This is a genomic window from Nostoc punctiforme PCC 73102, from assembly GCF_000020025.1.
Lineage (GTDB): Bacteria > Cyanobacteriota > Cyanobacteriia > Cyanobacteriales > Nostocaceae > Nostoc > Nostoc punctiforme.
In genome coordinates this window covers 182,580-207,738 of sequence record NC_010628.1, presented here as the reverse complement: position 1 = coordinate 207,738, position 25,159 = coordinate 182,580, and the positions used below count along the sequence as shown (strand labels likewise).

At 40.5% G+C, this 25,159-nt stretch carries 24 protein-coding genes and 1 tRNA gene; 16 read left to right on the top strand and 9 right to left on the bottom strand.

The window, feature by feature from the left end:
- Nucleotides 1-6 precede the first annotated feature (6 nt).
- The 4 genes from NPUN_RS42900 (at nucleotide 7) to NPUN_RS00820 (ending at nucleotide 2,976) form a co-directional block, all read left to right on the top strand.
- A complete protein-coding gene (locus tag NPUN_RS42900; protein WP_041565106.1) occupies nucleotides 7-543 on the top strand; it encodes a helix-turn-helix domain-containing protein in 537 nt (178 codons plus the stop codon).
- On the top strand, nucleotides 540-905 hold the full coding sequence (locus NPUN_RS42895) for a transposase family protein (protein ID WP_052304547.1): 366 nt from the start codon (nucleotides 540-542) through the stop codon (nucleotides 903-905). Before NPUN_RS42900 ends, NPUN_RS42895 begins: the two co-directional genes overlap by 4 nt.
- A 188-nt stretch (nucleotides 906-1,093) precedes the next feature.
- Nucleotides 1,094-1,924 (top strand): metallophosphoesterase, encoded by an 831-nt coding sequence (locus NPUN_RS00825; RefSeq protein ID WP_012406983.1) that lies wholly within the window; start codon nucleotides 1,094-1,096, stop codon nucleotides 1,922-1,924.
- 218 nt (nucleotides 1,925-2,142) lie between these two features.
- Nucleotides 2,143-2,976, top strand: a complete 834-nt coding sequence (locus tag NPUN_RS00820; protein ID WP_041565105.1) for a metallophosphoesterase — start codon at nucleotides 2,143-2,145, stop codon at nucleotides 2,974-2,976.
- Between the two features lie 575 nt (nucleotides 2,977-3,551).
- On the opposite strand, the gene NPUN_RS00815 is transcribed toward NPUN_RS00820, so the two are convergent.
- The 3 genes from NPUN_RS00815 to NPUN_RS00805 all read right to left on the bottom strand — a co-directional run bounded on the left by NPUN_RS00815 (nucleotide 3,552) and on the right by NPUN_RS00805 (nucleotide 6,799).
- Nucleotides 3,552-4,286, bottom strand: a complete 735-nt coding sequence (locus tag NPUN_RS00815) for a hypothetical protein (protein ID WP_012406981.1) — start codon at nucleotides 4,284-4,286, stop codon at nucleotides 3,552-3,554.
- Nucleotides 4,287-4,581: 295 nt separating this feature from the next.
- The gene (locus tag NPUN_RS00810; RefSeq protein ID WP_012406980.1) at nucleotides 4,582-6,060 is read right to left on the bottom strand and encodes a WD40 domain-containing protein; all 1,479 of its coding nucleotides are present in this window, start codon (nucleotides 6,058-6,060) and stop codon (nucleotides 4,582-4,584) included.
- A gap of 109 nt (nucleotides 6,061-6,169) precedes the next feature.
- Nucleotides 6,170-6,799, bottom strand: a complete 630-nt coding sequence (locus NPUN_RS00805; RefSeq protein WP_012406979.1) for a J domain-containing protein — start codon at nucleotides 6,797-6,799, stop codon at nucleotides 6,170-6,172.
- Between the two features lie 33 nt (nucleotides 6,800-6,832).
- On the opposite strand from NPUN_RS00805, the gene NPUN_RS00800 reads away from it, so the two are divergent.
- Both NPUN_RS00800 and NPUN_RS00795 read left to right on the top strand, forming a co-directional pair.
- A complete protein-coding gene (locus NPUN_RS00800) occupies nucleotides 6,833-7,930 on the top strand; it encodes a tocopherol cyclase family protein (protein ID WP_012406978.1) in 1,098 nt (365 codons plus the stop codon).
- Between the two features lie 33 nt (nucleotides 7,931-7,963).
- Nucleotides 7,964-8,037, top strand: a tRNA-Arg gene (locus tag NPUN_RS00795).
- A 237-nt stretch (nucleotides 8,038-8,274) separates the two neighbouring features.
- On the opposite strand, the gene NPUN_RS00790 is transcribed toward NPUN_RS00795, so the two are convergent.
- Nucleotides 8,275-8,469 (bottom strand): DUF433 domain-containing protein, encoded by a 195-nt coding sequence (locus NPUN_RS00790; protein ID WP_012406977.1) that lies wholly within the window; start codon nucleotides 8,467-8,469, stop codon nucleotides 8,275-8,277.
- A 51-nt stretch (nucleotides 8,470-8,520) separates the two neighbouring features.
- Here NPUN_RS00790 and NPUN_RS00785 point away from each other — a divergent pair, with 51 nt between their 5' ends.
- Together NPUN_RS00785 and NPUN_RS00780 are read left to right on the top strand one after the other, a co-directional pair.
- Nucleotides 8,521-8,895 carry a type II toxin-antitoxin system RelE/ParE family toxin gene (locus NPUN_RS00785; RefSeq protein ID WP_012406976.1) on the top strand — a complete coding sequence of 125 codons (375 nt, stop codon included), beginning with the start codon at nucleotides 8,521-8,523 and terminating at the stop codon, nucleotides 8,893-8,895.
- Entirely contained in the window at nucleotides 8,892-9,218 is a 327-nt protein-coding gene (locus NPUN_RS00780; RefSeq protein ID WP_012406975.1) for a helix-turn-helix domain-containing protein, read from the top strand. Before NPUN_RS00785 ends, NPUN_RS00780 begins: the two co-directional genes overlap by 4 nt.
- Before the next feature lie 313 nt (nucleotides 9,219-9,531).
- Here NPUN_RS00780 and NPUN_RS00775 read toward each other — a convergent pair whose 3' ends face one another.
- A complete protein-coding gene (locus tag NPUN_RS00775; RefSeq protein ID WP_012406974.1) occupies nucleotides 9,532-10,155 on the bottom strand; it encodes a Uma2 family endonuclease in 624 nt (207 codons plus the stop codon).
- A 383-nt stretch (nucleotides 10,156-10,538) separates the two neighbouring features.
- Between NPUN_RS00775 and NPUN_RS00770 the strand changes: the two genes are divergently transcribed.
- Together NPUN_RS00770 and NPUN_RS00765 are read left to right on the top strand one after the other, a co-directional pair.
- A complete protein-coding gene (locus NPUN_RS00770) occupies nucleotides 10,539-11,150 on the top strand; it encodes a hypothetical protein (RefSeq protein ID WP_012406973.1) in 612 nt (203 codons plus the stop codon).
- Between the two features lies 1 nt (nucleotide 11,151).
- Entirely contained in the window at nucleotides 11,152-12,174 is a 1,023-nt protein-coding gene (locus tag NPUN_RS00765; RefSeq protein WP_012406972.1) for a DUF262 domain-containing protein, read from the top strand.
- Nucleotides 12,175-12,288: 114 nt separating this feature from the next.
- Here NPUN_RS00765 and NPUN_RS00760 read toward each other — a convergent pair whose 3' ends face one another.
- From NPUN_RS00760 to NPUN_RS38455, 4 genes are all read right to left on the bottom strand, one after another.
- A complete protein-coding gene (locus NPUN_RS00760; protein ID WP_012406971.1) occupies nucleotides 12,289-17,439 on the bottom strand; it encodes a WD40 domain-containing protein in 5,151 nt (1,716 codons plus the stop codon).
- On the bottom strand, nucleotides 17,409-18,746 hold the full coding sequence (locus tag NPUN_RS00755; protein ID WP_012406970.1) for a P-loop NTPase fold protein: 1,338 nt from the start codon (nucleotides 18,744-18,746) through the stop codon (nucleotides 17,409-17,411). The genes NPUN_RS00760 and NPUN_RS00755 overlap by 31 nt, the downstream gene beginning before the upstream one ends.
- Before the next feature lie 793 nt (nucleotides 18,747-19,539).
- The gene (locus NPUN_RS00750) at nucleotides 19,540-20,397 is read right to left on the bottom strand and encodes an SDR family oxidoreductase (RefSeq protein WP_041565104.1); all 858 of its coding nucleotides are present in this window, start codon (nucleotides 20,395-20,397) and stop codon (nucleotides 19,540-19,542) included.
- A 176-nt stretch (nucleotides 20,398-20,573) separates the two neighbouring features.
- The gene (locus NPUN_RS38455) at nucleotides 20,574-20,804 is read right to left on the bottom strand and encodes a hypothetical protein (protein ID WP_083782292.1); all 231 of its coding nucleotides are present in this window, start codon (nucleotides 20,802-20,804) and stop codon (nucleotides 20,574-20,576) included.
- A gap of 492 nt (nucleotides 20,805-21,296) precedes the next feature.
- Here NPUN_RS38455 and tatC point away from each other — a divergent pair, with 492 nt between their 5' ends.
- From tatC to NPUN_RS00715, 6 genes are all read left to right on the top strand, one after another.
- Complete coding sequence (gene tatC, locus NPUN_RS00740; protein ID WP_012406968.1) at nucleotides 21,297-22,091, top strand: twin-arginine translocase subunit TatC; 795 nt, start codon at nucleotides 21,297-21,299, stop codon at nucleotides 22,089-22,091.
- Nucleotides 22,092-22,136: 45 nt separating this feature from the next.
- On the top strand, nucleotides 22,137-22,469 hold the full coding sequence (locus tag NPUN_RS00735; RefSeq protein WP_012406967.1) for a tRNA-binding protein: 333 nt from the start codon (nucleotides 22,137-22,139) through the stop codon (nucleotides 22,467-22,469).
- Between the two features lie 307 nt (nucleotides 22,470-22,776).
- Nucleotides 22,777-23,205, top strand: a complete 429-nt coding sequence (locus NPUN_RS00730) for a hypothetical protein (protein WP_012406966.1) — start codon at nucleotides 22,777-22,779, stop codon at nucleotides 23,203-23,205.
- On the top strand, nucleotides 23,202-24,416 hold the full coding sequence (locus tag NPUN_RS00725; protein WP_012406965.1) for an Nramp family divalent metal transporter: 1,215 nt from the start codon (nucleotides 23,202-23,204) through the stop codon (nucleotides 24,414-24,416). The genes NPUN_RS00730 and NPUN_RS00725 overlap by 4 nt, the downstream gene beginning before the upstream one ends.
- Before the next feature lie 47 nt (nucleotides 24,417-24,463).
- Nucleotides 24,464-24,835, top strand: coding sequence for a hypothetical protein (locus NPUN_RS00720; RefSeq protein ID WP_012406964.1), 372 nt, complete (start codon nucleotides 24,464-24,466; stop codon nucleotides 24,833-24,835).
- The gene (locus NPUN_RS00715; RefSeq protein ID WP_012406963.1) at nucleotides 24,822-25,151 is read left to right on the top strand and encodes a hypothetical protein; all 330 of its coding nucleotides are present in this window, start codon (nucleotides 24,822-24,824) and stop codon (nucleotides 25,149-25,151) included. Before NPUN_RS00720 ends, NPUN_RS00715 begins: the two co-directional genes overlap by 14 nt.
- Nucleotides 25,152-25,159: the final 8 nt, after the last annotated feature.

The following is a 25,159-nucleotide window of genomic DNA, read 5'->3' as shown; positions in this document are numbered from 1 at the left end:
GGAAGAATGATGCTGAATATTGAAGGTGCGCTGAAGCAAGACCGACTGTTGAGGGCATTAACTGGGTTGAACCGGAAAGCATTTGATGCCCTTTTGCCCACGTTTACCACGATGTACCTAGATACTCAACAGGCCAAGCCTCGTCAACGTGGCCTGGGTGGAGGACGCAAAGCCCGCTTACTTACAGCCCAAGACAAATTGTTTTTCATCCTTTTCTATTTCAAATGTTATCCGACCTTTGATGTGGCGGGACTGCTCTTTGATATGCATCGCTCCCAGGCACATGAGTGGATGCATCGATTGCAGCCAATATTAGAAGCGGCTTTGGGACAGAAGATGGCGCTGCCGGAACGCCATCTCGAAAGCATTGAAGCATTTTTGTCACGCTTTCCAGGAGTGCAACGAGTGATGATTGATGGGACAGAACGCCCAATTGCGCGACCTCAAGAAAGAGAACAACAACAACAGAATTACTCCGGTAAAAAGAAACGTCATACGCGTAAACACTTGGAAGAGCAGTTGATGAAACCAAACGGGTCTTGATCTTAAGCAAAGCACGAGAAGGCAAACTGCATGACAAACGTTTTCATGACGAAGATGACATTGCAGGTAGTGTGCCTGATGAAATTCCGATTGAAGTAGACTCGGGCTTTCAGGGATTACAGAAGCAGTATGACAATCTCCATCTTCCTCACAAAAAGCCCAAAGGGGGCAAGTTAAGTGACCTTCAAAAAACGGAGAATCGTCAATTGAGTCAATCCCGTGTAGTTTGCGAAAATGCCTTTGCTGGTGTGAAGCGCTACAACGCCGCCAGTGTCATTTATCGTAATCGGATTGAAAACTTTGATGACCATTTGATGCTGACCGCAGCAGGATTATGGAACTTCTACTTGATGGCTGCTTAAGAGAATCCCAATTACAAGACCAGCATTGCCTCACTTATCTTTTATTTCCCGACAACTCTAATAAGTATAAATACGTTTAAATCTACAGATTTTATGAAATTTTCAATAAGTTGCACTCGTCACTACACACAAAACGATGATGTTTCGTTAAGCTGTAAGCGCTATGATTAGAGTTTATTGAACGTCTTATGCACTGGTTATTATCTGGGCCGTTGAGTAGAGAAGAATTGACGGTTAAGATTGTAGGGTTGCCTGCATCATTACAAGGTAAGAAGCTGGTGCAGTTGTCAGATTTTCACTACGATGGTTTGCGGCTGTCGGAAGAGATGCTAGAAAAAGCGATCGCAGTTACTAATGAAGCTAAACCAGATTTAATTTTATTGACTGGTGACTACGTAACTGACGATCCGACACCGATTCACCAACTGATACTTCGACTCAAACATCTGCAAAGTCCCAGTGGTATCTATGCCATTCTTGGCAATCACGATATACATTACAAAAACGCCAAAACAGAAGTTACCGATGCCCTTACTAGCATTGGAATCCATGTCCTTTGGAACGAAATTGCCTATCCACTAGGAAAAGAATTACCATTGGTCGGACTAGCTGATTATTGGTCGCGGGAATTCTACCCTGCACCTGTGATGAATCAACTAAATCCCGACACACCACGCATCGTTTTATCCCACAACCCAGATACTGCGGAGATACTGCAAGCATGGCGAGTTGACTTACAATTATCTGGTCATACTCACGGTGGTCAAATCGTGATTCCCGGAATTGGCCCTGCAATGTTTTTTTACGAAAAGCTTGCAAAAAAAATACCTAAAAAAGTGCAGCGTCGATTTCCATTTTTGGAAGAAAATGTTTCTGTAGTCAGCCATTGGGAATGGGCACAGGGTTTCCATCATCTGGGAAAAAATCAGCTATATGTCAATCGTGGTTTGGGAACTTACCTCCCAGGACGCTTATTTTGCCGCCCAGAAGTTACTATAATCACCCTACAGGGTGAGTAAGTAATCCAAATTTCAAAATTCCTGAACGGAATCACAGCAGGTATTCTGGCTAATCAGTACCTGTAAATTCGAGTGAGTCCTGCTTAGTTTAGTCTCAGGATTTAAATCAATTCGTTAATTTTATTTCGAGTATGTGACATAAATTATTGCAGTTTCTCAAGTTACATTTTGATATTTGGTAAGCTGTAAGCGCTGGTATGAGGAGTATCGGTTGCCTTATGCATTGGTTGTTTACGGGACATTTAAGAGTAGATAAAATCACGGTTAAGATTGCGGAACTTCCAGCATCTTTACAAGGTACAACGCTAGTGCAGTTGTCAGATTTTCACTACGATGGTTTGCGCTTGTCAGAAGAAATGTTAGAAAAAGCGATCGCACTTACTAACGAAGCTGAACCAGATTTGATTCTATTAACTGGTGACTATGTAACTGACGATCCGACACCAATTCATCAATTGGTGCATCGACTTAAGCATTTGCAAAGTCGCTGTGGTATCTATGCTGTACTGGGTAATCATGATATCTATTACAGTCATTCAAAAGCAGAAGTTACACAAGCGTTAACTAGCATTGGGGTGCATGTGCTTTGGAATGAAATCGCCTATCCACTAGGAAAAGAATTACCATTTGTAGGACTAGCTGATTATTGGTCGCGGGAATTCTACCCTGCACCTGTGATGAATCAACTAGACTCTGTTATACCCCGCATCGTTTTATCCCATAATCCAGATACAGCCAAGATACTGCAACAATGGCGTGTAGATTTGCAACTATCGGGTCATACCCACGGCGGTCACATCGTAATCCCTGGCATTGGGCCTTTAGTATTCCATTATAAAAAGCTACTCAAAAAAATCCCCAAAAAATTAAGGTGTTGGGTAACGTTTTTACTAGGAGACTGTTCTAAAGTCGTGCGATATTGGGAGTGGGCGCAAGGGTTTCACAAGGTGCAAGAAAATCAACTATATGTCAACCGGGGTTTAGGAACTTATAAACCAGGACGTTTATTTTGTCCGCCAGAAGTGACTGTAATTACGTTAGTTAGTCATTAGTCATTAGTCATTAGTCATTGGTCTAAACAACCCTCTCTTAAGAAGAGAGATAACAAAGGACAAATGACAAAGAACAGAAATGCATAACACTCAAAGCAGAAACCGCCGGAAGCTACGATGGATAAATATCAGCAGCTTGGGGCGGTTTCTTGAAGATTAGAGAATTCAGAAGTAAATAACTCAACTAAGGTGGACAGTATTCGCGATCGCTATACTCAGAATTGCACATCCTAACATTCAAACTAGGCAGGCATTTTCTGGCAGTGCGTTTTCAAACCTCCAAAAGAACTCATTGAACTTAAAGCAAAACACATTCAATGGATGTCACAACTTCAGAGCGATCGCAAGAACATTAGAGCAGGAGGTACAGGCTCTAACTTGAAAGTTTTTGTTAACTTTTAACCTGTTTGTACCTTGCTCTTAATCTAGCATCATGTTTGTTTAGCTACAAGATACGTTTACCAAACTTGAACACCATTAATTTATCGCAACAATTCCGAAATCCTTCTTAAGAATATTCCCACTTGCTTAGATGCTGGCGTTAATGCCAGCATCTAAGCAAGTGGGCTAGAAGTTCAGAAGCCGTTATTGAGCAGACCGCCTGTTGTAGCATCATTTGCGGTAGAAGAACCATTATTCGATGTACTGTTTGACTGGTCTACTCCTTGAGGTGAAGTGGTTTTAGTGCTATCACCTTTCGTACCTGGAGTGGCAGTATTACTAGTTGGACTTGTCGCCGGACTTTGTGTTGCTTTCGGGGCTGGCTGAGTTACAGAAGGTGCTTTTTCTGCCGCAGACTGTTGGGGTGGAATAGTAATGTTAATATCTGGTTGGCGAGGTGCAGATTGAGGTGTAACCTGCTGTTGTGGAACAGGGACAGGAACAGGTACTTCTCTGATTCTTTCGATTATCTTCGTTTGTGGTTGAGGAGAAGCACTAGGAGTTGGACTATTATTACTTGGTACAGGAACTAAGACCGGCACAGTAGTGTCAACCGCAGCGTTATTGCGTTGGTTGAAGTACCAGACCCCACCTACAATCAAACCAACTAGAGAAGTAACAATAATACCTAACAGCAAACCACGGCTAGCATTTTCATTGTCACGCTCGGCTAAATCAGCTTGCTGGTAGCTACGCTCGGTATTTCGACCTTGTACGTAACCGTTAGTGTAAGAGTTGGGATTAGCTGTACTGTTCTTGACTGTTTCTGTAGTTCGCGTCAAGTCAGTGTGAATATTACCATTAGTATCAGTGTAAGATTCTTGCTTAATTTCACTGTTTTTGATTTCGCGTTCATTGGGAATAGACATAACTATTGATTTCACTCCTCGATATGATGTTGACAAACTAAAACTTTGTAAGAAAAAGAGGTTTTAATGAGTTTAAAAATCTATGTTGCTGATAAATATTGAGTTTGTTTTATTACCCAATTGTTGGTTAATGTCAGAATAACCTCTGAGATCGGACAAGTGGCTCTATCTATAGGAAGTTAATACTTAATCTAGAGAAAGAGTATCCCAAAGATGGATGTTATTAAACTGTCAGGTGATGGATTGATAAAAAATCTAGTAAATTACTGAAATCATCTAAATTTTTAATTTGTGTTTAGATATCGCATTGCCAAAGCTTAATTGTCATATCCCGACTACCACTAGCTAGGGTTTTGCTATCAGGACTGAAAGTGACGGAGTTAACCCAATCAGAATGGTTATTCAAAGTGTAAAGTTCTTGTCCTGTGTTAACATCCCATAGTTTTACACTGTGATCTGCACTACCACTAGCAAGATACTGACCAACGGGACTAAAAGCGATCGCACAAACATAGCTGCAATGTCCGGCAAGAGTGTTAATTACCTTACCTGTATTGATATTCCATAGCTTGATAGTTTGGTCATAACTGCTACTAGCTAAAATTTTTCCATCAGGGCTAATGGCGACACACATCACCCAGCCTGAATGTCCGTTGAGAGTTTGCAGCAGTTTGTTACTCTTCAAATTCCACAGCTTAATGGTATTATCCGCACCGCCACTTACAAAAATCTGTTGTTTTGGGCAAATAGCAAGGGAGTAAACTAAGCCAGAATGACCTTTGAGGACTTGCAGTAATTGTCCCATCTCTATATGGGAAATCTTGATAGTACTGTCTGTACCGCCACTCAGGATAGTTTGACCATCTGGACTAATGATTACAGAAAAAACTGGGGTTGAATGTACTTTGAGTGTCTTGAGTAATTTACCTGTAGACACTTGCCAAATCATTAGGGTGCTATCATCACTGCCACTAACTAGAGTTTGGCTATCTGGGCTAAAGGCTAGGCATCTTACCCATTTTGTATGACTAGTGAGAGTATGTAGTAATTTCCCTGTGTCGAGATGCCAAATTTTGATCGTATTATCACTACTTCCACTAGCTAAAGTTTTACCATCTGGACTGATTGCAGTTGTAAAAACCCAGTTGAGATGAGTCAGGGTGTGTACACATTTCCAGGGTGAAGGTTGAGACTCTGATTTAGGTGGTGGCGGTGTTGCTGGCTTTGGCGGTGGTGATGTAGGTTTGGGTGGTGGCGGCGTTGCTGGCTTTGGTGGTGGTGATGTAGGTTTGGGTGCTGCTTTTTTCTGTTTCAGTTCCAGTTGTATAGAATTTCTAAAATCTGACTCGGCTCTATTTTCATATCCTAGTTTCGAGCAAGCAAGCCCTCGGTATTTGTAAGCTTCAAAGTAGTTGGGGTTGAGACGAATCGCTTGGGTAAAGTCTTCAATTGCTTCAGTATATTTTTCTTTTTGAGCTTTCTCTATCCCTAGTTTGTAGAAACTTTCAGCATTAGATGGAGTGAAATCAATTTTGATAGAAGTGGAAGCAGATTGATTTGTCTCATCCGGCTGATAAGACTTTAACCTTGCATAGGCTTGATTGATTTCTTTGATTTTCTCTTCCGCTTCTAACTTTTGCTGCGGTTCGAAAAAACAATCTGGATGCCAAGTTTTAGCCATCTGACGGTAAGCTTGCTTGACCTCATCAACAGATGCACCTGGTTTTAACCCAAGAATATTGTAAACATGATTTATATCAAAGCGATCGCTCATACTAGAAAATCAGCAGCAAATCTCAATATACTTAGTATTCCCAAGCATAAGTATTAACTAACTCAAAGTATGGTATCGCCATTCAAAGCATCTTAAAATATGGCGCTTTTCATCTCCAGCGTCGATTTAGCCGCAATATCTTTTTAATCCCCTGACAAAATCTTTCTACCAGAGGCCTAGGCTTTGATACATATCTAGGCGATCGCACTCTCCTTGCAGCACCAGGATTTTTTAACCCTTGTTCTATTTGTGCAGCTTTATTTAAATCTGAAGCGGCTCTATATTCGTATCCAAGTTGGGAGCAAACTAGTCCACGATATTTATATGCGTCAACATAGTTAGGATTGAGACGAATTGCATGGGTAAAATCTGCGATCGCATCGTCATATCTTCCTACCGTGGCATTCTCTACGCCTAAAGTATAGAAAGCTTCTGCATCCCAACGATTGACAGATATTTTTGTGGGATTTTTAGGCGAAGATGAAGAGGGATTTTCAGAAGTGGGAGGTTCGGATGGATTTTCTGATTTGAGCTTGTTGTAAGCTACGTTAATTAATTTGATTTTTTCCTCAGCTTCCTGTTTTTGCTTTTGATCGAAAAAGCGATCGGGATGCCAAATTTTTACCAGTTTACGGTAAGTTCGCTTCACCTCTGCTTGAGATGCACCGGGTTCTAGCCCAAGAATTTCATAAGCATGATTAATATCGGAGCGTAGACGTTTCGGCTTGTCGTTAGACATCGCGCATACTGAAAAAATCCGCAACTATATACTATGTTAACTATTCCCCTCAATTTCCTCCAATCAACCCAAACGCCCCATTCTGGTTATCACTGGGATGGTACTAGTCGCCGTTTCTTTGAAGGCTGGTATTACCGCATCACTTTACCGGAAATTGAGCAAACGTTCGCCTTTATGTACTCCATCGAAGACCCCATCGGCGGGAAACCCCACAGTGGCGGTGCAGCCCAAATCCTTGGCCCAGATGATGAATATTTATGCCGTACTTTTCCTGATGTGAAAAAATTTTGGGGTAGTCGAGATGTTTTGGGTTTAGGCCATTGGGGTAAAACAGATTTACAAATTGCTCCTCTGTACCTTTTACCAGCAGAGTTTGAGCATCATGTTCAAGAAGGATATCAAGCCACAGCCACCTTGAATCAGGGAATAATTCGCGAACTTGCAACCAATAATTATTGCCGTTGGGAGTATGAAATTCAACCAATATACGGTTGGGGTAATAAAAATAGCATTCAGCAATCAACCGCAGGTTGGCTGTCATTCTCGCAGATTTTTGAACCCGGATGGCAGATTTTGATGGCTCACGGTTTAGCCAGTGGGAAAATTGATTGGAATGGCAAAATCTACGAATTCACCAACGTCCCAGCTTATGGAGAGAAAAATTGGGGTGGTGCTTTTCCGCAAAAATGGTTTTGGATAAATTGTAATTGCTTTGAGGGCGAACCCGATTTAGCATTAACTGCTGGCGGTGGACGGCGGGGTGTGCTGTGGTGGATGGAATCTGTAGCGATGATTGGGTTGCACTATCAAGACAAGTTTTATGAATTCGTTCCCTGGAATTCACAAGTAGACTGGGAAATTCAGCCTTGGGCTAGATGGCAAATGAAAGCTACAAATTCTAATTATGAAATTGAATTGACAGGAACCACAGATTTAGCTGGTACACCTCTGCGTGCGCCCACAGCAGAAGGTTTAAGATATTGTTGCCGAGACACCATGCAAGGAAAGTTAACTTTAGAGTTACGAGAAATAAATGGCAGAAAATCTCAAATAATCTTAAAAGCAGAAAGTTTTCTTTGTGGTTTAGAAGTAGGTGGCGGCTCTTGGCATAATGTTTGGCAGTCTCGGTAAAAGTACTGCTATAATTATATGTGCTTCATAGTTGGGGTTGTAGCTCAGTTGGATAGAGCGGACGCCTCCTAAGCGTCAGGTCGTGCGTTCGAGCCGCACCAGTCCCGTAAGCAAAGAAATCCCTAAGACCTTGAGTAGTAGCAGGTCATAGGGATTTTATTTTTACCGTAGTAGCTGGAAAACGCCTGAGCGATTTTAAGTTGAGTTATTTATCATGCTAGGAGTTTTTGGAGTGCGATCGCGCATCAAACTAGTGGCAAGCAATAAATCGCATCCTGTGATTGCTGAAGTTTAACAATCAAGCCGTAGACGTTCAACGATTTGCCAATCTAAATTTTCGTCCCCTAAAAACTTATTAAAGCTTTCTCAATCGTTGGATAAACTACATCATACCTTAAAGCTTGAGCCGCAAATGCCAAAGCTGCTTTAATTCCTTCATCGGTAAGTCGCGGATGCGCTTCTAGTATTTGCTCAGATGTTTCACCCGCAGCAAGTTTTTCGAGAATTAATATATATAACGCGATACACCGTTCGCACACGGGACATTTTATGCTATTGTCTAACTTATTTTATAGGAAAATTCATATAAAATGGACGATGACGAGGATATTATAGAAATTCCTTTACGACCTCTGGTTTGGATGGGAGACTCTCTCAAAAATATCCGCTCATTTCCTGAAGATGTGCGTGCATCACTAGGCTATTCGCTGCAATTGGTGCAAGCTGGGGAAACACCAATGGATGCCAAACTTTTTAAAGGGGTTGGAAGCAGCGTGTATGAAATCGTCAAACGCTACGATACCGATACTTATAGGGCAGTCTATGCGGTAAAGATTGGAGAGAAAATCTATGTTCTGCACGTTTTTCAGAAAAAATCAAAGCAGGGGATTAAAACCCCACAGGCTGATGTTGACCTGATTAAACAACGCTATAAAGACGCAGTGGCAAGGGAGAAACAACAATGACACAGGAACCCGTTTTTGAAGAAAGCAGTGGCAACGTATTTGCTGATCTCGGTTTAGAGGATGCTTCGGAACTTTTTATGCGAGGCAAGATAGGGATTCAGGTACTGCGCCTCCTTTCTCAACGCAACCTGAAACAGCGCGAAATCAGCGAACTTCTTGGCATTCCCCAGCCAGAAGTATCTCATTTGATGAAAGGAGAGTTTCAACGGTTCAGCGAGGGTAAACTCCTCATTTTCCTCAAGCGGCTCGATACGGAAATCAACTTACATCTTCGCCCTCGTCATGCGTCTGGCCAATCTGCTGAAACTGTTATATCGCTATAGGACATATAATTTCAGTCAGCTTTAGATGACTTTCGCTATGAGCCGCAGAATTTATTCTGAGGCGGACGTGTGGACAATGCCAACATTCTACAATAGTGTAAATACCTAAGTCCATAATATTACATTTGAACCTATCACCCGTCATAGGTTAGAAACCTACGGCTAATAGCGAAAGTCCTCGCTTAGTGGACTAAACAAGAATTAATTCGCCCCTAGTGTGTCCGTACAAGTGTCTGTGTTCATCTGTGGTTAATTATTTTTTTGTACCTTACCCATCTGGGAACCGCTATAGAATAAATTTCTTGGTTGCTAATCAGCGACTCATTGCAAAAATTTGTTCAGCAGTTAAGGGAATGTTCGGAAACAATTTAGAATGAATTAGATCCTGCCCTCGAAAAACCTTCGGAGGTAAATACTCTGCACCTTCAAGTTGGTAGATTGTAATGGTTGGCTGCTTAGGAAAGCCAATGAACCGAATGTCACCAAAAGCAGCATAGTCTACAATGATGTACTCGAAAACGCCCAAGTCTTCATATTCAGCAAGTTTTGTCAGATAGTCGTCCTTCCAGTTGTTGCTAACGACTTCAATGATTCCCGGTGGTGGAATATATGCAGCAGCAGAACTAGAGATAGTTCTCATCCTCTGCCATTCAACTCTTGCAAATATGACAATATCTGCTTTCCGGCTTTTTTCCTTTTCTCCTAATGCTGTTTTGAGCCGAACCTGCTTGGACTGGCGCGGCACATAAGACAGGTCATTTTCTTGGTAGTGATTTTCTAAGTAGGCACACAGTCGCTGGATCAAATCCTCATGATTTGCATTTGGTTCTGATAATGGCACGGGAATCCCATCTAATAGCTCAAACTCTCTGCCTGAACCATCATCCCAGGCAAGAAACTCTTCAAAAGTCAGTGGTTGTGTGACGCTTGCATACATCGCCCTCGCTCCCTTGCTGACGGGTACTTCACTCAATGCTACCAAGATGTACAGCTTTGTCTATGAGTCCTGGCTGATTTTTCTGCCGTAGTTTTGAAACAACGGCTTGAGGTTGGTTAACAAAAGGCGATCTGATCGCAATTGGTAATGTAGTGCGATCGCCTTTTTGTGAAAATACCTATTTTAATTATCCGATTGTATTCTGTGACTATTAACAGTTTGTAACTTCTGTTGTCTTTTGTTCGGACTAACAAAGCTAAAAAATCAAATCACTATTTATTCAGGTATATACACTTATTGACTTAGTAATTTTTAGCATTTAGTATATGTATTTTTAGCTATAAAAACTTGGTTCAAGTTATGTTGATTAAATAAAATACTCTATGTGGCAGACTTTAATAATTGACCAAAGCCATATTAATCAAAAGATTGATATGTTCAAAGCAGCATTACGTGATTACTCTCTAACAGAGAAATTAATTGTTCAAAAATATATAATACATGGTACACCTTATGTTTTTAAAGATGATGAAGGTAAATATTTTGACCTCAAGCATGAAATTGCTACTTATTTTGAAGAAAGACCAGAATGTGTATTGATGGTTGGTTCAGCTAAATTAGGATTTAGTATAGCTCCAAGTAAATTATGGAATTTGTTCTCTGAAGAATCAGATATAGATATAGCTATTATATCTAGAGAAATTTTTGAAAAATTTTGGTCAGAATTATATGATTTCGACATAAGTTTAGTATCTAGAACTGATAAAGAAGAACAAAGGTATAAAAAATTTTTAAAATATTTTTTTAAAGGATGGCTAAGACCAGATTTATTTCCATTTAAATATTCTCGTACAAATGAGTGGTTTGAGTATTTTAAATCAATCTCTTATAAATATACACCCCAAAAAATAGCAGGGGGTATTTATTATAATTCCGCTCTCTTTGAAAAATATCACATGCAGAATATCAAAAAACTGAGACAGGAGGATGTTTAAAATGAGCAAAAATGGTATTGCAACTAATAAAAAAGTTTTAGATTTATTCAACATGATGAAAACTGGTACTTTAATACTTGCTCCATCTTTTCAAAGAAAGCTTGTATGGAATAATGCACATAAAGAAAAATTTATAGAAACAATTTTATTAAAACTTCCTTTCCCTGAAATATATCTAGCTGATGGTGAAATCGATCTTGATATTCAAACATCAAAAACACTTGTCGTAGATGGTCAACAAAGATTAAGTACAATCTACCAATATGTCACAGCATCACCAGAATTCACTATCAAAAATATCAGTAAGTTTGAAAAATTGTCTAAACAAGAAAAAACAGATTTTTTTGATTATACAGTTGTCGTTAGAGATTTAGGAAGAATTCCTGAAAGTGAAATTAGAGAAGTTTTTAAGAGAATCAACTCTGTACAATACGCACTAAATGCAATAGAAATTAGCAACTCATTATATGAAGGGGAGTTCATCACAACTGCTAAAAATATTCTAGAAAATAATGCTCTTTTTACTAGTTTAGAGGTCTTTAGTGAAGGTGAATTTTCTCGTATGAAAGACCTGGAATATGTATTGCTAATTATGTCAACAATAGAAGAAGGTGGTTATTTTACTAGTGATAAAGAGGTAAAGACCTATGTAGAAAAATATAATAATGAATATCCAAATAAAGAGTTAATGTCTAATAATTTTAACGAAGCATCTAAATTAATTATTGAGTCTAATCTCCCTCCAGATAGTTTGTGGATAAAGAAGTCTAGTTTGTTTACTTTAATGGTTGAATTAATCAAAATTAAAAACAAGTATGGTTATTTACCTCAAGAGCAAACTTTAGCTCATGCTTTAAAATCTTTAGAAGAAGAACTACATATAAATAAAAAAGAAGATGTATCTAAAAATATGTTTGCTCAATATTATTATTATACACATCAAGGTACTGCTAGTAGAAAAGGACGTAATGTTCGCGGTCAACTTATAAGTAAAATTTTAGAAGAAAGTATGAATGTAAATTAGCGAATGTTGTAAAGTTAGTTTTTAAATAGTAGACATTAAATTGAACTAGTAAACATATTAGTAGAACAAGGCAAAAGTAAAACTAAAAAGTAAATTTGATAAATAAATACGCTATCACCTACTAGAACACAAGGCGCGATCGCCTTTCATCACTTTCTGGTTAGTCTGCAAATAATCATAGAGCAAATAACAACCCCGTGCCAGTAATTTTTCCAGTTGGATATCTGCCAAATTCTGGAAAATCACTGTGCCGTTACCACTACCCGCAGCCAAAGTCTTACCGTCAGGACTGAAACTGACGCTGGTTAACTCAGCTTCATAGCCTTTTAAAGCGATCAGTAATGTCCCTTCTCGGTTCCAAATTCTTATTTTGTCATCACTGCTAGCTGCTAAAGTCTTACCATCGGGGCTAAAACTCACACTAATAAAACTATCACCATCCCCTGTGAGAGTATTTAGTAAACCACCGTCCCGGCTCCAAAGTTGGACTGTGCTATCAATACTAACTGAAGCAATTACTTGACTATCAGGCGACCAAGAAACCCCATTTACGCGGCGGCTATGACCAATTAAGGTATATAGCAATTTACCATCTAAACTCCAGATTTTTACGGTTTTGTCATCACTGGCTGAGGCTAGCAATTTACCATCTGGGCTAAAACTTACCCAATTCACTGCATCTTTATGTCCTTGCAAGGTGTTGAGCAGTTTACCATCTCGACTCCAAAGCTTTACTGTTTGATCTTTACTAGCCGAGGCAATTATTTGACTATTAGGCGACCAAGCTACACTCAAGACGGTACTATTATGACCCTGTAAGGTATTGAGCAGTTTACCGTCAGCACCCCAAAGCTTTACTGTTTGATCTTTACTAGCCGAAGCGATCGCTTGACCATCTGGACTGAAACTAACCCCCCAAACTTGACCTTGATGCCCTGTAAGTATTCGGAGTAATTTACCTTCGCGGCTGAATAGTTTTATAGTTTTGTCTCGACTCCCTGCTGCTAAGGTGCGATCGTCTGGGCTGAAACTGATGCTAGTTATCCAGTCATCATTATCGGCTTTGGGTTTTCGCAATAACACATCGTCCCAATGCCAGAGTTTAATAGTTTTGTCCCGACTTGCAGAAGCTAGGGTGCGACCATCTGGGCTGAAACTGACACTGTTAACCCAATTATTATGTCCTTTCAGGGTTCCTAGCAGCACACCTTCAAAACTCCAAAGTTTGATTGTCTCGTCGGTACTTGCAGAAGCGATGGTATTACCATCACGGCTAAAACTGACGCTGGTAACTCCAGCACTATGCCCTGATAGGGTTCGCAGTAATTTCCCCTCTAGATTCCACAGTTTGATTGTCTGGTCTAAACTAGCTGAAGCAATAGTCTGTCCATCGGTTGACCAAGCTACACTTTTAACTGCATCCTCATGTCCCTGCAAGGTTTTGAGCAGCTTCCCATCCCGACTCCACAATTTTACTGTCTTGTCTGCACTCCCTGAAGCAATGGTTTGTCCATCAGTTGACCAAGCGACACTCAAAACTGCACCATCATGTCCTGGCAAGGTTTTGAGCAGTTTACCATCCCGACTCCACAGTTTTACTGTCTTGTCTGTACTTGCAGAAGCAATAATCTGTCCATCTGGGCTAAAACTGACACTATTCACGACACCCTGATGCCCTAATAGAGTAACAAGTAATACACCCTCTCGACTCCAAAGTTTCACCGTTTTGTCTTGACTAGCGGAAGCAATAATTTGACCATCGGGGCTGAAACTGACGCTATTCACTACATCTTCATGCCCAGATAGGGTTTTGAACAAGCTACCATCAGGAAGCCAAAGTTTAATTGTAGTATCCGCACTAGCTGAAGCAATTAAAGAACGGTCAGGGCTGAATGTAGCATTATTTACTCCAGATAAATGCCCCTCCAAGCGGTTATATTCTCTTAACCCAGAAACAGCTTGATAGAGCGCCGTCTGTACTTGCTCTCTTGTGTAGGAATCTACCCAAACTATTTGTTGTAATTTTCTTCCCGCTCTTAAACCTTCTTTTAAAGAATCAATACCTTTTTGTGAGGCAAAGAGGGCTTCACTGGATGCACTAAGGGTTTTAATTTCACTATCTACTGCTGTTACTATGGAAACACTTAATCCCAATATGGCAAGAACAGAAGCAGTCAGGGCAATTTTCAACGAACGATTTAATTGAGCTTCGCTAAGTCTTTGTTTCTTTTGACTTTCTGCAAGTTTAGCTGTTAATTCTTTTTCTTTTAATTCAGCTCGTAATTGCTCAATTTGTAACTGACTCAATTCTTCTCGCTTGTGTAATTCTCGCAATTCTGTTAATAAATCTAATCCCTGTTGGGGATGAGAATCTGCTAATGTGGAACGCTGCTTTTTTTGGCTAAGTTCGCTTTTAAGCCGCTCAATTTCAGCTTTACTTTGTTCTACTTTATGGCGCAACTGATTTAGTTGTACCTGTAAACTTGATTCTTGTTGCTGTAGGTAGCGAATTAAGTCTACTAAATAATCGTGAATTAGTTGATAGCGTTCTGGTACATCAGGGAATAGTACTACCAAACCGGAGCTTACTAAAATGTCTAATACTAACTCTAATTTGCTGGCATCTTCTAATTCTGCTAGCTGTGCCGCTAATTCAGCACGAGTTTTAAAAGGTCGGTTGTTACTTTCATCTGTTAATAAGTATAAGACGAGTAAGGCGGCTCGTTCATTTTCTGGGCCGCAGTCTTTAATCAGTTCTTTAAGATATCGCTCGATAAGTTTGTTGGGTCTATATGGCTGATATTCTTCTAGAGTAGTAATGCGTTCATCTTGAATTTGCGCTCCCACAACTTGCAATTCAATTGGGCGGACTTCTCCAAATTCTGTGGATAAATCTTCGATTAAGGCATCGATTAAAGCAGGCTCTAAATTAAACTGCGATCGCTCGGTCAATTTTTGGATAATTGCTTTAGCATATTCTGGTGAAAAGTTATTCAACTGGTAACGAATATGCTTGTCGAGAATATTATTATTAATCGCTTCCAGTGCGGAGAGATGTTTAAAATCTAACAAACGATGTAAGTAATCTTCTCGCAAGGAAAGGATAACTTTGACAAAGGGGATATTCAGACAATCACTAATAAATTTATCAAATTCTTGCTTTTGCTTGCGATCGCTATAACCAAAGAAAAATTCTTCAAACTGGTCAAAAATTAAAACTGTGATCAAGTGGTTATCAGCATTTTGTTGGAGTTGTTGTAAAATTCTGACGATGGTGATCGGTGTAGGAGAGTAGGGCAAAACCTCCGCCGCTTCAATGTTTGCTTCTAGCTTAATCTCAGCGTAGACGGCAAGGGATGCGTCACTAGACATCGCCTGACTTAAAGATTTCTCTAACTCCCGCGCCCAATCGGTGTAAACTTGCAGTACTACAGGCACAGCTATTTGATCGCCAATGGCTCGATTTTGCAGTGCTGGAACTAAACCTGCCGTTACGGTAGAACTTTTACCTACACCTGATTGACCGTGAATTACCGTCAGCTTTTGATCGGCGCGGCTAATTCTCCCAATTAAGTTATTAATATCACGCTCTCGACCAGAAGCAGCAATTTCTAAAGCAACGCTACTACTCCCAGAAGGTGCCATCAATGCAGGGTTTGTCGCCTGTCTTTGGGGTTGCAAGCGTCCTGCACCAATAAAAGCCCGAAAGCCGTACTGCTGCTCAACAGAACGCCGTTTCTGGCGAATGTAATAGGCTTCCAAATAGCGACCTTCTTCAAAGTATAGCGATCGCAGTGTCCGCAATAAGCGAATATAACGATGGGCATCGTATTGATGGGCACTGCTTTCTAAAGCTGCTGGCAGTTCTTTTGTAGCTTTTTCTAAGTATTCATGAGCGATTACTAGCTCACCTAAATTTCTCTGTGCTTTCGCCAACACTAAATAGTAAATTTGCGCCAGCAGTAATGGAAATAAGCAGTTATAAGGATCGTTGTGCTTTTGCGCTTCACCTAATTTTAGCAGCGATACATGCGCTAATATACTCGCCTGTATCCACCGTGACTGCTGCACAGCCACTTGTGCCAGAAAACCGTAGTCACAAGCTAATTGAATTTGACTACCATAAGTTTGATGCAACTCCAGAGACTTTTGGGCAACAGTCTGCAATTCTTCCCACTCTTGCAGATATTGCAAAACTTCAGCGAGTTGACTAATAAACCCAGCAACTATATCTAAACGCCCAGCCACCTGTAAAACATTCAAACATTGCTGAAAATAAAATTTAGCTGTGTACCAATGACGACGGTTTTCTATTTGATTTTGCTCTGCTAAACGGCAATAACACAGCCCAATATAAAACAGCAAGACTCCCTGTCGCAGAAGTAGAGGAGATGGGCGATTAGGAGGTGTAGACGAAGAAAATACCCTCTCATCCCCCTGCTCCCCTGCTCCCCCGCTCCCCCGCTCTCCTGCTCCCCCTATTTCTTCCAACTTTTGCCAAACTTGCAAGCTTTGCTGAAAATGGCTTAAAGCTGTATTGATGCGATCGCTAATATAATTATCTAGACCAAAAACAAACTCTAAACTAGCGTGTAATTCTGGCTCTAAGGTAATACCACGATCGTGCAACTCTCCAATAGCAAAGTGGAGTTCATAGCTATTTTTCCAGACTTGCTCCACAGTGAAATAATGCTTTGCAACTTGAGGAGGTTGGTGTTGTCCAGCATCGCTTGGTAACACCGTGGCAAATAAAGAATCCGTTTCCTGTTGCAAAAATTGCCGCAATGATTGAGTTGTCATCTCAAACCGAATCGGTGTAGCCGCCCAACTCGCAAAATCTGGTGCTAAACGGACTACCTTTTGCAACACTTCTTCATTCACCCACAAAATCATCGGGAATGGGTGGCGTTTGCGAAATTCATCACGAATATGATTGATAGACCTTAGTAAATCGTCGATTCCATCTACTGACTCCAAACCCAAAATCATCAACGCTGATGGCGGATTCTCTTCAGTTACCAGTTGTAAATGAATACTTGTGTAAAGACTTCTAGCATTATGCGGCAGAATTACCTTTTGAATATGGTGTACTCCTGAAGAGAGTTCTTCGAGTCTTTGCAGCATAAGTTCTTGTAAAACTCGATAATTGCAGCACACCAAAACCAGAGAAAATTGACCGCTAGAAAGGGCAATTGCTCTCCCCAAACTCCGTAAAGCCCGCTCATTAGCCGCTCTTATATCTGCTTGTGGGTGTCGTTCAACCATGATTTAAATTTTTCCGTCTCTGCTAAAACTGGGTTGACGGCAAACCAAGCTCCCTGATGATCTCGGTATTCAAATACAAATAAACTTCGCAATAAAGTGTGGTATTCTATATCACCTCTCACCCGTTGCTGTTGCACCACCTGAAAGATTAATTCCCACTCTTGAGGATCGATAGCGTTGGCTCGGTAATCTCGCTGTCTTTGAATCACCAAATCAACACACTCCCGCTCAAAAGGTGGATCTTGTTCTCGCAGACAGTCAAACAGTAACCCTAGCAAGTCACGGACATGACCACCACTAATCAAGCACAACCGATCTAAGGTTTCCAAACTATCAAACACCTCTGTAATTAAGCCTAACCGATCGCTAGGTAAAATGTCTGGGAAAGCTCTAGCTAGAACCATTTGCCGCAACATGGCTAACCCTTGAGGAAAAATCTCTCCAGAGCGCAGACGTACAGGTATCATCGGTAACATTTTTGGTGCGACACCTCCCCCCAAACGATGTTGAAGTTCGGCGCTATCGTTGGAGAAAGTCAGGGCTAAAGGAATTGTGTAGACTACATGGCAATTTAGTTTGCGTAACTGTTCACCACGCTGAATAAATAAGTATTCTGGCAGCGATCGCCCCGATGGCAAAGGTCGAATTGCAACTCTATCCAGGTTATCAACAATAACCACCAGTCCTTTTTTACCTTTAGTTTTCAGTTCCTTGGTGGCACGTTCTAGCAATTCTTGATTAATTGACTGTAAAATATTTGCTGTTCGTGGTTCTAAATAATCTCTTAACCGCCGCCGCAATTGGGGACTTTCTTTAGTTTTGGCTGTAATTTTGGCAATTCCCACAGACAACTCTGCTTCTACCCCCAGGTCAATTGGTGTTTGCAGAAAATCCACAATTTCACCAAACAACTTGGTAAAGTAAGTAGATTTGAGCCTGATTTTCATAGCTTCTAGGCTTTCACTTACTTGGCCTGCGATCGCCAACAAAATATCAGTCACATCCACATCTGCCATTTCTAAGACATGGGTAGACTCAAAGTAAACTACATGAAATTGCTGCGCTTCCAATTCAGCTTTCAACCGCAACAATTCCGTTGATTTTCCACAGCCGAGATGTCCTGTAAATAGCTGACAAGTTGGTTCATCCGGTGATATTCGAGCGATCGTGCGCTGCAAAGCTTCGATGATTTTGCCACCCCGTACCGCAGCAAAATCAATATAGTACCTGCGATCGCTGGCGTTTCCTATGATTAGAGGTCTGCTCGGATTGCAAGCCTGATAAAATCTTTCTAAATCTAGGAGCATAACTAATCAAGTTCACTCAAGAATGGGGATGACAAAATTTACTGAATAAATATATTGATTTTAGGGAATTTATGCTTTATTTTAATCAAACTACTAACTAAACTAGCAGAATTTCGGATAATTGTTTATACATAAGTTAGATGTAGCACATAGTAATGCTGAGATTTTAGTTAAAGTAAGCAAAAATACTACTATAAGTACAAATAGCAAAAATATCTAATATTAAATAAGCTACTCTTATCAATATTAAAAATATCCGGTACAAAAAAAGGTACTGTTAAGTACAGTTTTGTAGCTCTCTTGAACCCGTCATCAGCTTGAGTTATTAAAGAGCTTTTGTCACTTTTGCGAGAGAATAATCTACAATCCTTGCAACATAAGACTTTTAGCAAAAGCGTTGGTTAATTACAACTTCAATTTAGAGTTAATTTTTGACTAGATTCCTGCCTCTAGTTACAAAAATAACGATTTTGTTGATGACCAGAACGATTTTATTGATGACCAGAACGATTTTATTGATGAAAATTATGCTTTTCATCAATAAAATCATGTTTTTGTTCATGACAGCTTTTGAATTCAGAGTGACTAGGACGTGTTTTCAAAGTTTTAGATCCCCCCAACCTCCCTTTCTAAGGGGGGCTAGAAATCTCTTCAAGTCCCTCTTTTTAAGGGGAGCTAAAAATCTCTTCAAGTCCCCCTTTTTAAGGGGGATTTAGGGGGATCTAAAAAATTAGGAGGCTAAACGAGTAGTTTGAAAACACGCCCTTCCTCTGAAGTATTGACGATCGCTAATCTACAATCCCATTGAGTATAAAATTATCTGGTCATGTAGCTTATCAGACAAAATATGCTTTAGCACCGCTCCGAGTTTGGCATCTGAGCCAACCAGATAGCGCGTCTTGGGTTGCTTTGCAGTGAGCGCATGAACAACAGTCTGAGCGACAATATCCGCAGAAATTCCCTTAGATGCGAGAATCTGCATTTTCTTGCGGACAATATTCATTGCTTGACCGTAGAGATTTTGTGCCGATTGCGGTAAATCATACTGTGCTACTTCCGATTGACTTAGGGACTTTTCCCAAATTGGGGTAGCGATGGAACCAGGTTCAATAATTGAAACCGAGATTCCCCAAGGACGTAATTCCATCCGCATGACATCAGTGAGTGCTTCCAAGGCAAACTTAGAAGCATTGTAAGCTCCTAAGAACGGCGTAGGACTCCTACCAGCAATGGAACCCATATTGATAATTCGGCCCCGACTTTGGCGTAAAAGACCAAGAAATGCTTGTGTCACCGCTAATTGTCCGGTGACATTAACCTGCATCTGGTGTTGAAATTCTGCGATCGCTAATAATTCTAAAGGCCCAGGGATAGCAATTCCTGCATTATTCACTAAACCTAAAATTCCAGTACCACCGACTTCATTTGTTACCTTATCAACCGCATCTGCGATCGATTCAGCATCAGTAACATCTAAAAAAATGGGAATGAGTCTTGGCGATCCTTTCTGCTTAAGTGTTTGAGCATCAATATTTTGACGCACGCCAGCAAAAACAGAGAAGCCCAACTGGTCTAAAAGCAAAGCACACGCTTGGCCAATTCCTGTTGATGCTCCCGTAACCACCACTGTACGTTGATGTTCTACAACCATTAATTTTCTTTTTTTATAACTTGGACTACCAATCACCAATTCCCCATACTTCAACTGCACTCAGTACAAGTTCCCAATTCCCACTTGCCCTGAGCGTATCAGCTCCGCTAACGCGTAGCGTCTCGTAGAGAAGCCGATCGCGTAGCGTCCCGTAGGGAAGGGATTCCCAATTAATATCAATCTTTGCAAGTACCAGCCCGAAGACAATCTTCAGTTTGGTCATCTCTAGCTGATATTTGCCAAGGCAATATGCGTGACGGAGCATTTGTACTGTAAGCAATTAGAGCAGCTATTATCGGAGGCTGGTTTTTGACAATTGTCACGTCACTACTAAGACTATTACTTAGTCCAACATTGTATAAATAAACAGGCAATGCCATCATGACAATGCAAATTGTCCGTTTCATACTCAACCTCAGCTAAAAATTTCCGATTGCGCTATGTATGTATAGATGCCACCTTGATGAACCGGATTTTTAAAACTGAGTATTATATGTTGATGTTGTGTGAATTTACCCAGCACTACTAGTAGTGTCTCAACTTGAAATTGATGGGTAGACAATCTTGTAGCAAGGATTTTAGCCCTTATTCTTGCACTAAAATGCTTACCACAAACCATTAAAACAAGTTAGACACACTACTAGCCGCAGAGACGTGATTTCTAAATTATCAGTTCCACCCTTTTTTTAGGTTAGGCATTGCCTACAAGATGGCTTCCTACTAACTTATGCAGATGCAACCCTAAAAAACAGGACAAAAAACCCACAGCATCCAAAAACATATCTTGGTGACTGCATTCCCCGGATAAAATAATGAAGAGTGCTGAGTTCCAAGTCCTGAGTGAAAAATCTTGCTTATTACTTAGCACTCAGTTATAAATGTTGCCTACTAGCTGACTCATGCCGCCTTTACAAGACGTAGATACTGTAAACGTTCCCAACATCGACCCAGAAGGATATGGCAACTCGGATACAGATCCTCTTAATGAGTTGCCAGATGAAGTCGAAATGTCCCTTTTCGACCATCTAGAAGAGTTACGACAACGAATTTTTTATTCGCTGATTGCCGTAGCGATAGGTATTATTGGCTGTTTCTTTGCCGTTAAGCCGATTGTCCAGCTGCTTGAGGTTCCAGCACAAGGAGTCAAATTTCTCCAACTTGCACCTGGTGAATATTTCTTTGTCTCCCTCAAAGTCGCAGCCTACACTGGTTTAGTGCTTTCTAGTCCTTTCATTCTTTACCAAATTATCCAGTTTGTGCTTCCAGGACTGACTCGCCGCGAACGCCGTTTATTGGGGCCTGTGGTTTTTGGTTCGAGTGTACTGTTTGGCGCGGGGTTAGTATTTGCCTATTTACTCCTTATCCCCGCAGCGTTGAAATTTTTCATCAGCTACGGAGCAGATGTAGTTGAACAACTTTGGTCAATAGATAAATATTTTGAATTTGTGCTGCTACTTTTATTCAGCACTGGTTTAGCATTTCAAATTCCCATCATCCAATTGTTGCTCGGTAATTTGAATATTGTCTCGTCTGAACGGATGGTTTCTGGTTGGCGTTACGTGATTATGGGAGCAGTGGTTTTAGGAGCTGTACTTACACCTTCTACCGATCCTCTAACTCAAAGTCTTTTGGCGGGAGCCGTTTTAGGGCTTTATTTCGGTGGTGTTGGGCTGGTGAAGCTCACAGGTAAATAACATAGAAAATAGGTAAAAAGATTTTAATGCTGAGTTTTTGAGCAAATGTTTATTAGCTATAGTGATTTTGAAAAAATCGAGATTCATGTAGGCAAAGTCATTAAAGTCGAAGAATTTCCTCAAGCCAAAAAACCAGCTTATAAATTGTGGATAGATTTTGGCGATTTGGGCATTAAAAAATCTAGTGCCCAAATTACTAAACTTTATGACCAAGAAAAATTAATCAACACATTAATATTAGCTGTTACTAACTTTCCACCCCGTCAAATAGCTAATTTTGTCTCCGAAGTTTTAGTCTTGGGAGTAGTTTTAGATGATGGAGAAGTTGTATTAATTCAGCCTGATAGAGATGTAGCGGTGGGCAAAAGAGTCTTTTAGCACTTTATGGTGCTTTTGGATAAAAATACTGGATGTAATTAATCATAAATTTATTTCATTTCTCTGACCAAAGTAAAGATCATTTCAATTTATAGACTAATCTATGGGTGAATAGAACCAAGTTATCATAAACCCCTATAATTTATAAGCTAGAAAAAAACGACCCTAAAAGGTAATAGAAAACTTTTTGTCTGTAATTAATAGTTTTAATTGCAGATCGTTACCTCGCACGAGTTGTCAAATGCTCTATGTTACAGGAATTGAATGACTATGAAGTTTTAAGGAGGACTACAAAAACGGACATCTGATGAAAAGCATATTTATAGGTTATTTATTAGCCTTGACATTATTAACCGCTTGTAGCAAAGCAGCCCCAGATAGGCTTACAGAAGAACTACAAACTGTAAAGTCATGGACAGCTACAAGCAAAATGGTTGCTGATGCTTGGGTACGAGGTGCTGTGCCAAAAGTCTATGCGAAACAAACGTTGAATAAAGCACAGCAAGAGTTCCAGACAGAAACCGACAACATAGCACAGATAGAATCATCTACAGCTATTCCCCAGTCTTACAAGTTAGCACTTTTGGGTCATATCAAACGGTTAGCAAAAATCACAGAGCAAATGTCAACCGCAGTTGAACAAGAAAATTATTCTGTAGTGTCACAACGACTTGGGGACTTATCGCAAGAAGGACAAACACTAGACTCGCAACTACCACAGCAGAACAAACCATGAAGAAAATTTTTGAAATCGCGCTGGGGATTGTGACTAGTATAGGTGGCTTTTTGGATGTAGGTGCGATCGCCACAGCAGCAGAGGCTGGATCTATTTTCGGCTTTCAATTAATCTGGGCGATTATCCTGGGTACAATTTGTGTGATTTTTTTGGTAGAAATGTCTGGGCGGTTAGCAGCAGTTAGCAAGCATACATTAGCTGCTGCGGTGCGTGAACGTTTTGGGTTTAATTTTTATATTATTCCACTGATTGCAGAAATTATAGTTGACTTTTTAGTTTTAGCTGCTGAAATCGGTGGTGTTTGCATCGCCTTACAACTGCTAACAGGTATTAGCTTTCAGTGGTATGCTTTACCCGTTGCCTTTGCAATTTGGTTGCTAATTTGGTACGGCAATTTTGGCATTATTGAAAATGGTATTTCCGTATTAGGGTTGGTGACACTAGTTTTTGTCGTCGCTACTTTCAAGTTGCATCCATCTTTAACACAACTTGGCAGTGGTTTGTTGCCAACTCTGCCACAACAAGATACCGCTCATTATTTATACCTTGGGGTTGGAATTTTAGGTGCTTTGATTAGCCCCTATTTATTTTACTTCTACTCATCTGGGGCAGTAGAAGATAAATGGGATGAAGGGTATATCGGTGTAAATCGCGCCGTTGCCGGTTTAGGGATGAGCTTTGGTAGTGTCGTATCACTAGGGGTATTGATTGTGTCGGCATTAGTACTCAAACCCAAAGGCATTGAGGTAGATAGCTACGAACAGGCGGCGTTGATGTTGACAGAATCTTTTGGGTACTGGGGCTTTGTGCTATTTGCCGTGTCCTTGGGCATTGCTTGCTTTGGTGCAGCACTGGAGGTTACTCTCGATACAGCCTATATTGTGGCTCAGTCTTTTGGTTGGAATTGGGGCGAAAATCTCAAACCAAAAGATGCCGCACGTTTTAGTTTGGTCTACACTGTGTTTGTCTTTCTCGCTTCTTTATTAATGGTATTTGGAATCGATCCATTGCAATTGACTTTGTTTTCAATGGCGATTACAGCAGTAATTTTGCCGCCTGTGATTATACCATTTCTGGTGTTGATGAATGATGAATTATATGTCGGCAATTATCGCAACGGTTGGATAAGTAATAGTGTTGTTATCTTTACAATTGTGCTGACATTCGTGTTAGCGATCGTTGCTATCCCACTAGAAATTCTTGGAGGGTGATCGCTGCTGCGGGTTTAGGTTAAATAATCAACTGGAAGTTAGAGAAAATGGACATTATTAGAGATGTACTTGATAACCAATTAGTTGACAGCAATCAGCGCAAGCTGGGCAAAGTCGATGGAATTGTCATGGAGTTGCGCGACGGGGAACCGCCACGACTCATTTATATCGAAACTGGTATGATAACCCTTGCACGACGCATTCATCCACGTTTAGGAAGGTGGGTAGCAGCAATTGAAAATAGCTGGGGTGCTAAACACAGTGAACCGTTTAGAATTCCGTTGTCAAAAGTGCGGGATGTTGGGATTGATGTCGAAGTTGAGATTGAGGCTGAAGCAACTCCGGCATTAGCTTATGAAAAATGGCTTCGGGAACAGATTATTGAACGAATTCCAGGAGCAGAACATGGCAACTCGTGAAATTCATCTGGAACTGCTACTAGGCAAACAAGTATTGGATTCAACTGGCAAGTCTGTCGGACGCATTGAGGAAGTACGTGCCCAACAACGAGGTGAAGAATGGGTTATTGAAGAATATCTGATCGGAACCACTGCTGTGTTAGAAAGACTATCTGCTTGGACAATTGGGTTAAGAATCTTACACCTTTTTGGCGCACATAAAATCCACGGTGGCTATACAATATCTTGGGAGCAGCTAGATTTGACTGACCCTGAAAAACCTCGTTTGCTCTGTAGCTTAGATGATTTAAAAGCATTAGATACTTCCAAAAAATAAAATTTAAA

Coding starts and splice junctions, on each gene's coding strand:
- NPUN_RS42900 (WP_041565106.1), top strand. CDS start 7: ATGATGCTGAATATTGAAGGTGCGCTGAAGCAAGACCGACTGTTGAGG.
- NPUN_RS00825 (WP_012406983.1), top strand. CDS start 1,094: ATGCACTGGTTATTATCTGGGCCGTTGAGTAGAGAAGAATTGACGGTT.
- NPUN_RS00820 (WP_041565105.1), top strand. CDS start 2,143: ATGCATTGGTTGTTTACGGGACATTTAAGAGTAGATAAAATCACGGTT.
- NPUN_RS00815 (WP_012406981.1), bottom strand. CDS start 4,286: ATGTCTATTCCCAATGAACGCGAAATCAAAAACAGTGAAATTAAGCAA.
- NPUN_RS00810 (WP_012406980.1), bottom strand. CDS start 6,060: ATGAGCGATCGCTTTGATATAAATCATGTTTACAATATTCTTGGGTTA.
- NPUN_RS00805 (WP_012406979.1), bottom strand. CDS start 6,799: ATGTCTAACGACAAGCCGAAACGTCTACGCTCCGATATTAATCATGCT.
- NPUN_RS00800 (WP_012406978.1), top strand. CDS start 6,833: ATGTTAACTATTCCCCTCAATTTCCTCCAATCAACCCAAACGCCCCAT.
- NPUN_RS00785 (WP_012406976.1), top strand. CDS start 8,521: ATGGACGATGACGAGGATATTATAGAAATTCCTTTACGACCTCTGGTT.
- NPUN_RS00780 (WP_012406975.1), top strand. CDS start 8,892: ATGACACAGGAACCCGTTTTTGAAGAAAGCAGTGGCAACGTATTTGCT.
- NPUN_RS00775 (WP_012406974.1), bottom strand. CDS start 10,155: ATGTATGCAAGCGTCACACAACCACTGACTTTTGAAGAGTTTCTTGCC.
- NPUN_RS00770 (WP_012406973.1), top strand. CDS start 10,539: ATGTGGCAGACTTTAATAATTGACCAAAGCCATATTAATCAAAAGATT.
- NPUN_RS00765 (WP_012406972.1), top strand. CDS start 11,152: ATGAGCAAAAATGGTATTGCAACTAATAAAAAAGTTTTAGATTTATTC.
- NPUN_RS00760 (WP_012406971.1), bottom strand. CDS start 17,439: ATGGTTGAACGACACCCACAAGCAGATATAAGAGCGGCTAATGAGCGG.
- NPUN_RS00755 (WP_012406970.1), bottom strand. CDS start 18,746: ATGCTCCTAGATTTAGAAAGATTTTATCAGGCTTGCAATCCGAGCAGA.
- NPUN_RS00750 (WP_041565104.1), bottom strand. CDS start 20,397: ATGGTTGTAGAACATCAACGTACAGTGGTGGTTACGGGAGCATCAACA.
- NPUN_RS38455 (WP_083782292.1), bottom strand. CDS start 20,804: ATGAAACGGACAATTTGCATTGTCATGATGGCATTGCCTGTTTATTTA.
- tatC (WP_012406968.1), top strand. CDS start 21,297: ATGCCGCCTTTACAAGACGTAGATACTGTAAACGTTCCCAACATCGAC.
- NPUN_RS00735 (WP_012406967.1), top strand. CDS start 22,137: ATGTTTATTAGCTATAGTGATTTTGAAAAAATCGAGATTCATGTAGGC.
- NPUN_RS00730 (WP_012406966.1), top strand. CDS start 22,777: ATGAAAAGCATATTTATAGGTTATTTATTAGCCTTGACATTATTAACC.
- NPUN_RS00725 (WP_012406965.1), top strand. CDS start 23,202: ATGAAGAAAATTTTTGAAATCGCGCTGGGGATTGTGACTAGTATAGGT.
- NPUN_RS00720 (WP_012406964.1), top strand. CDS start 24,464: ATGGACATTATTAGAGATGTACTTGATAACCAATTAGTTGACAGCAAT.
- NPUN_RS00715 (WP_012406963.1), top strand. CDS start 24,822: ATGGCAACTCGTGAAATTCATCTGGAACTGCTACTAGGCAAACAAGTA.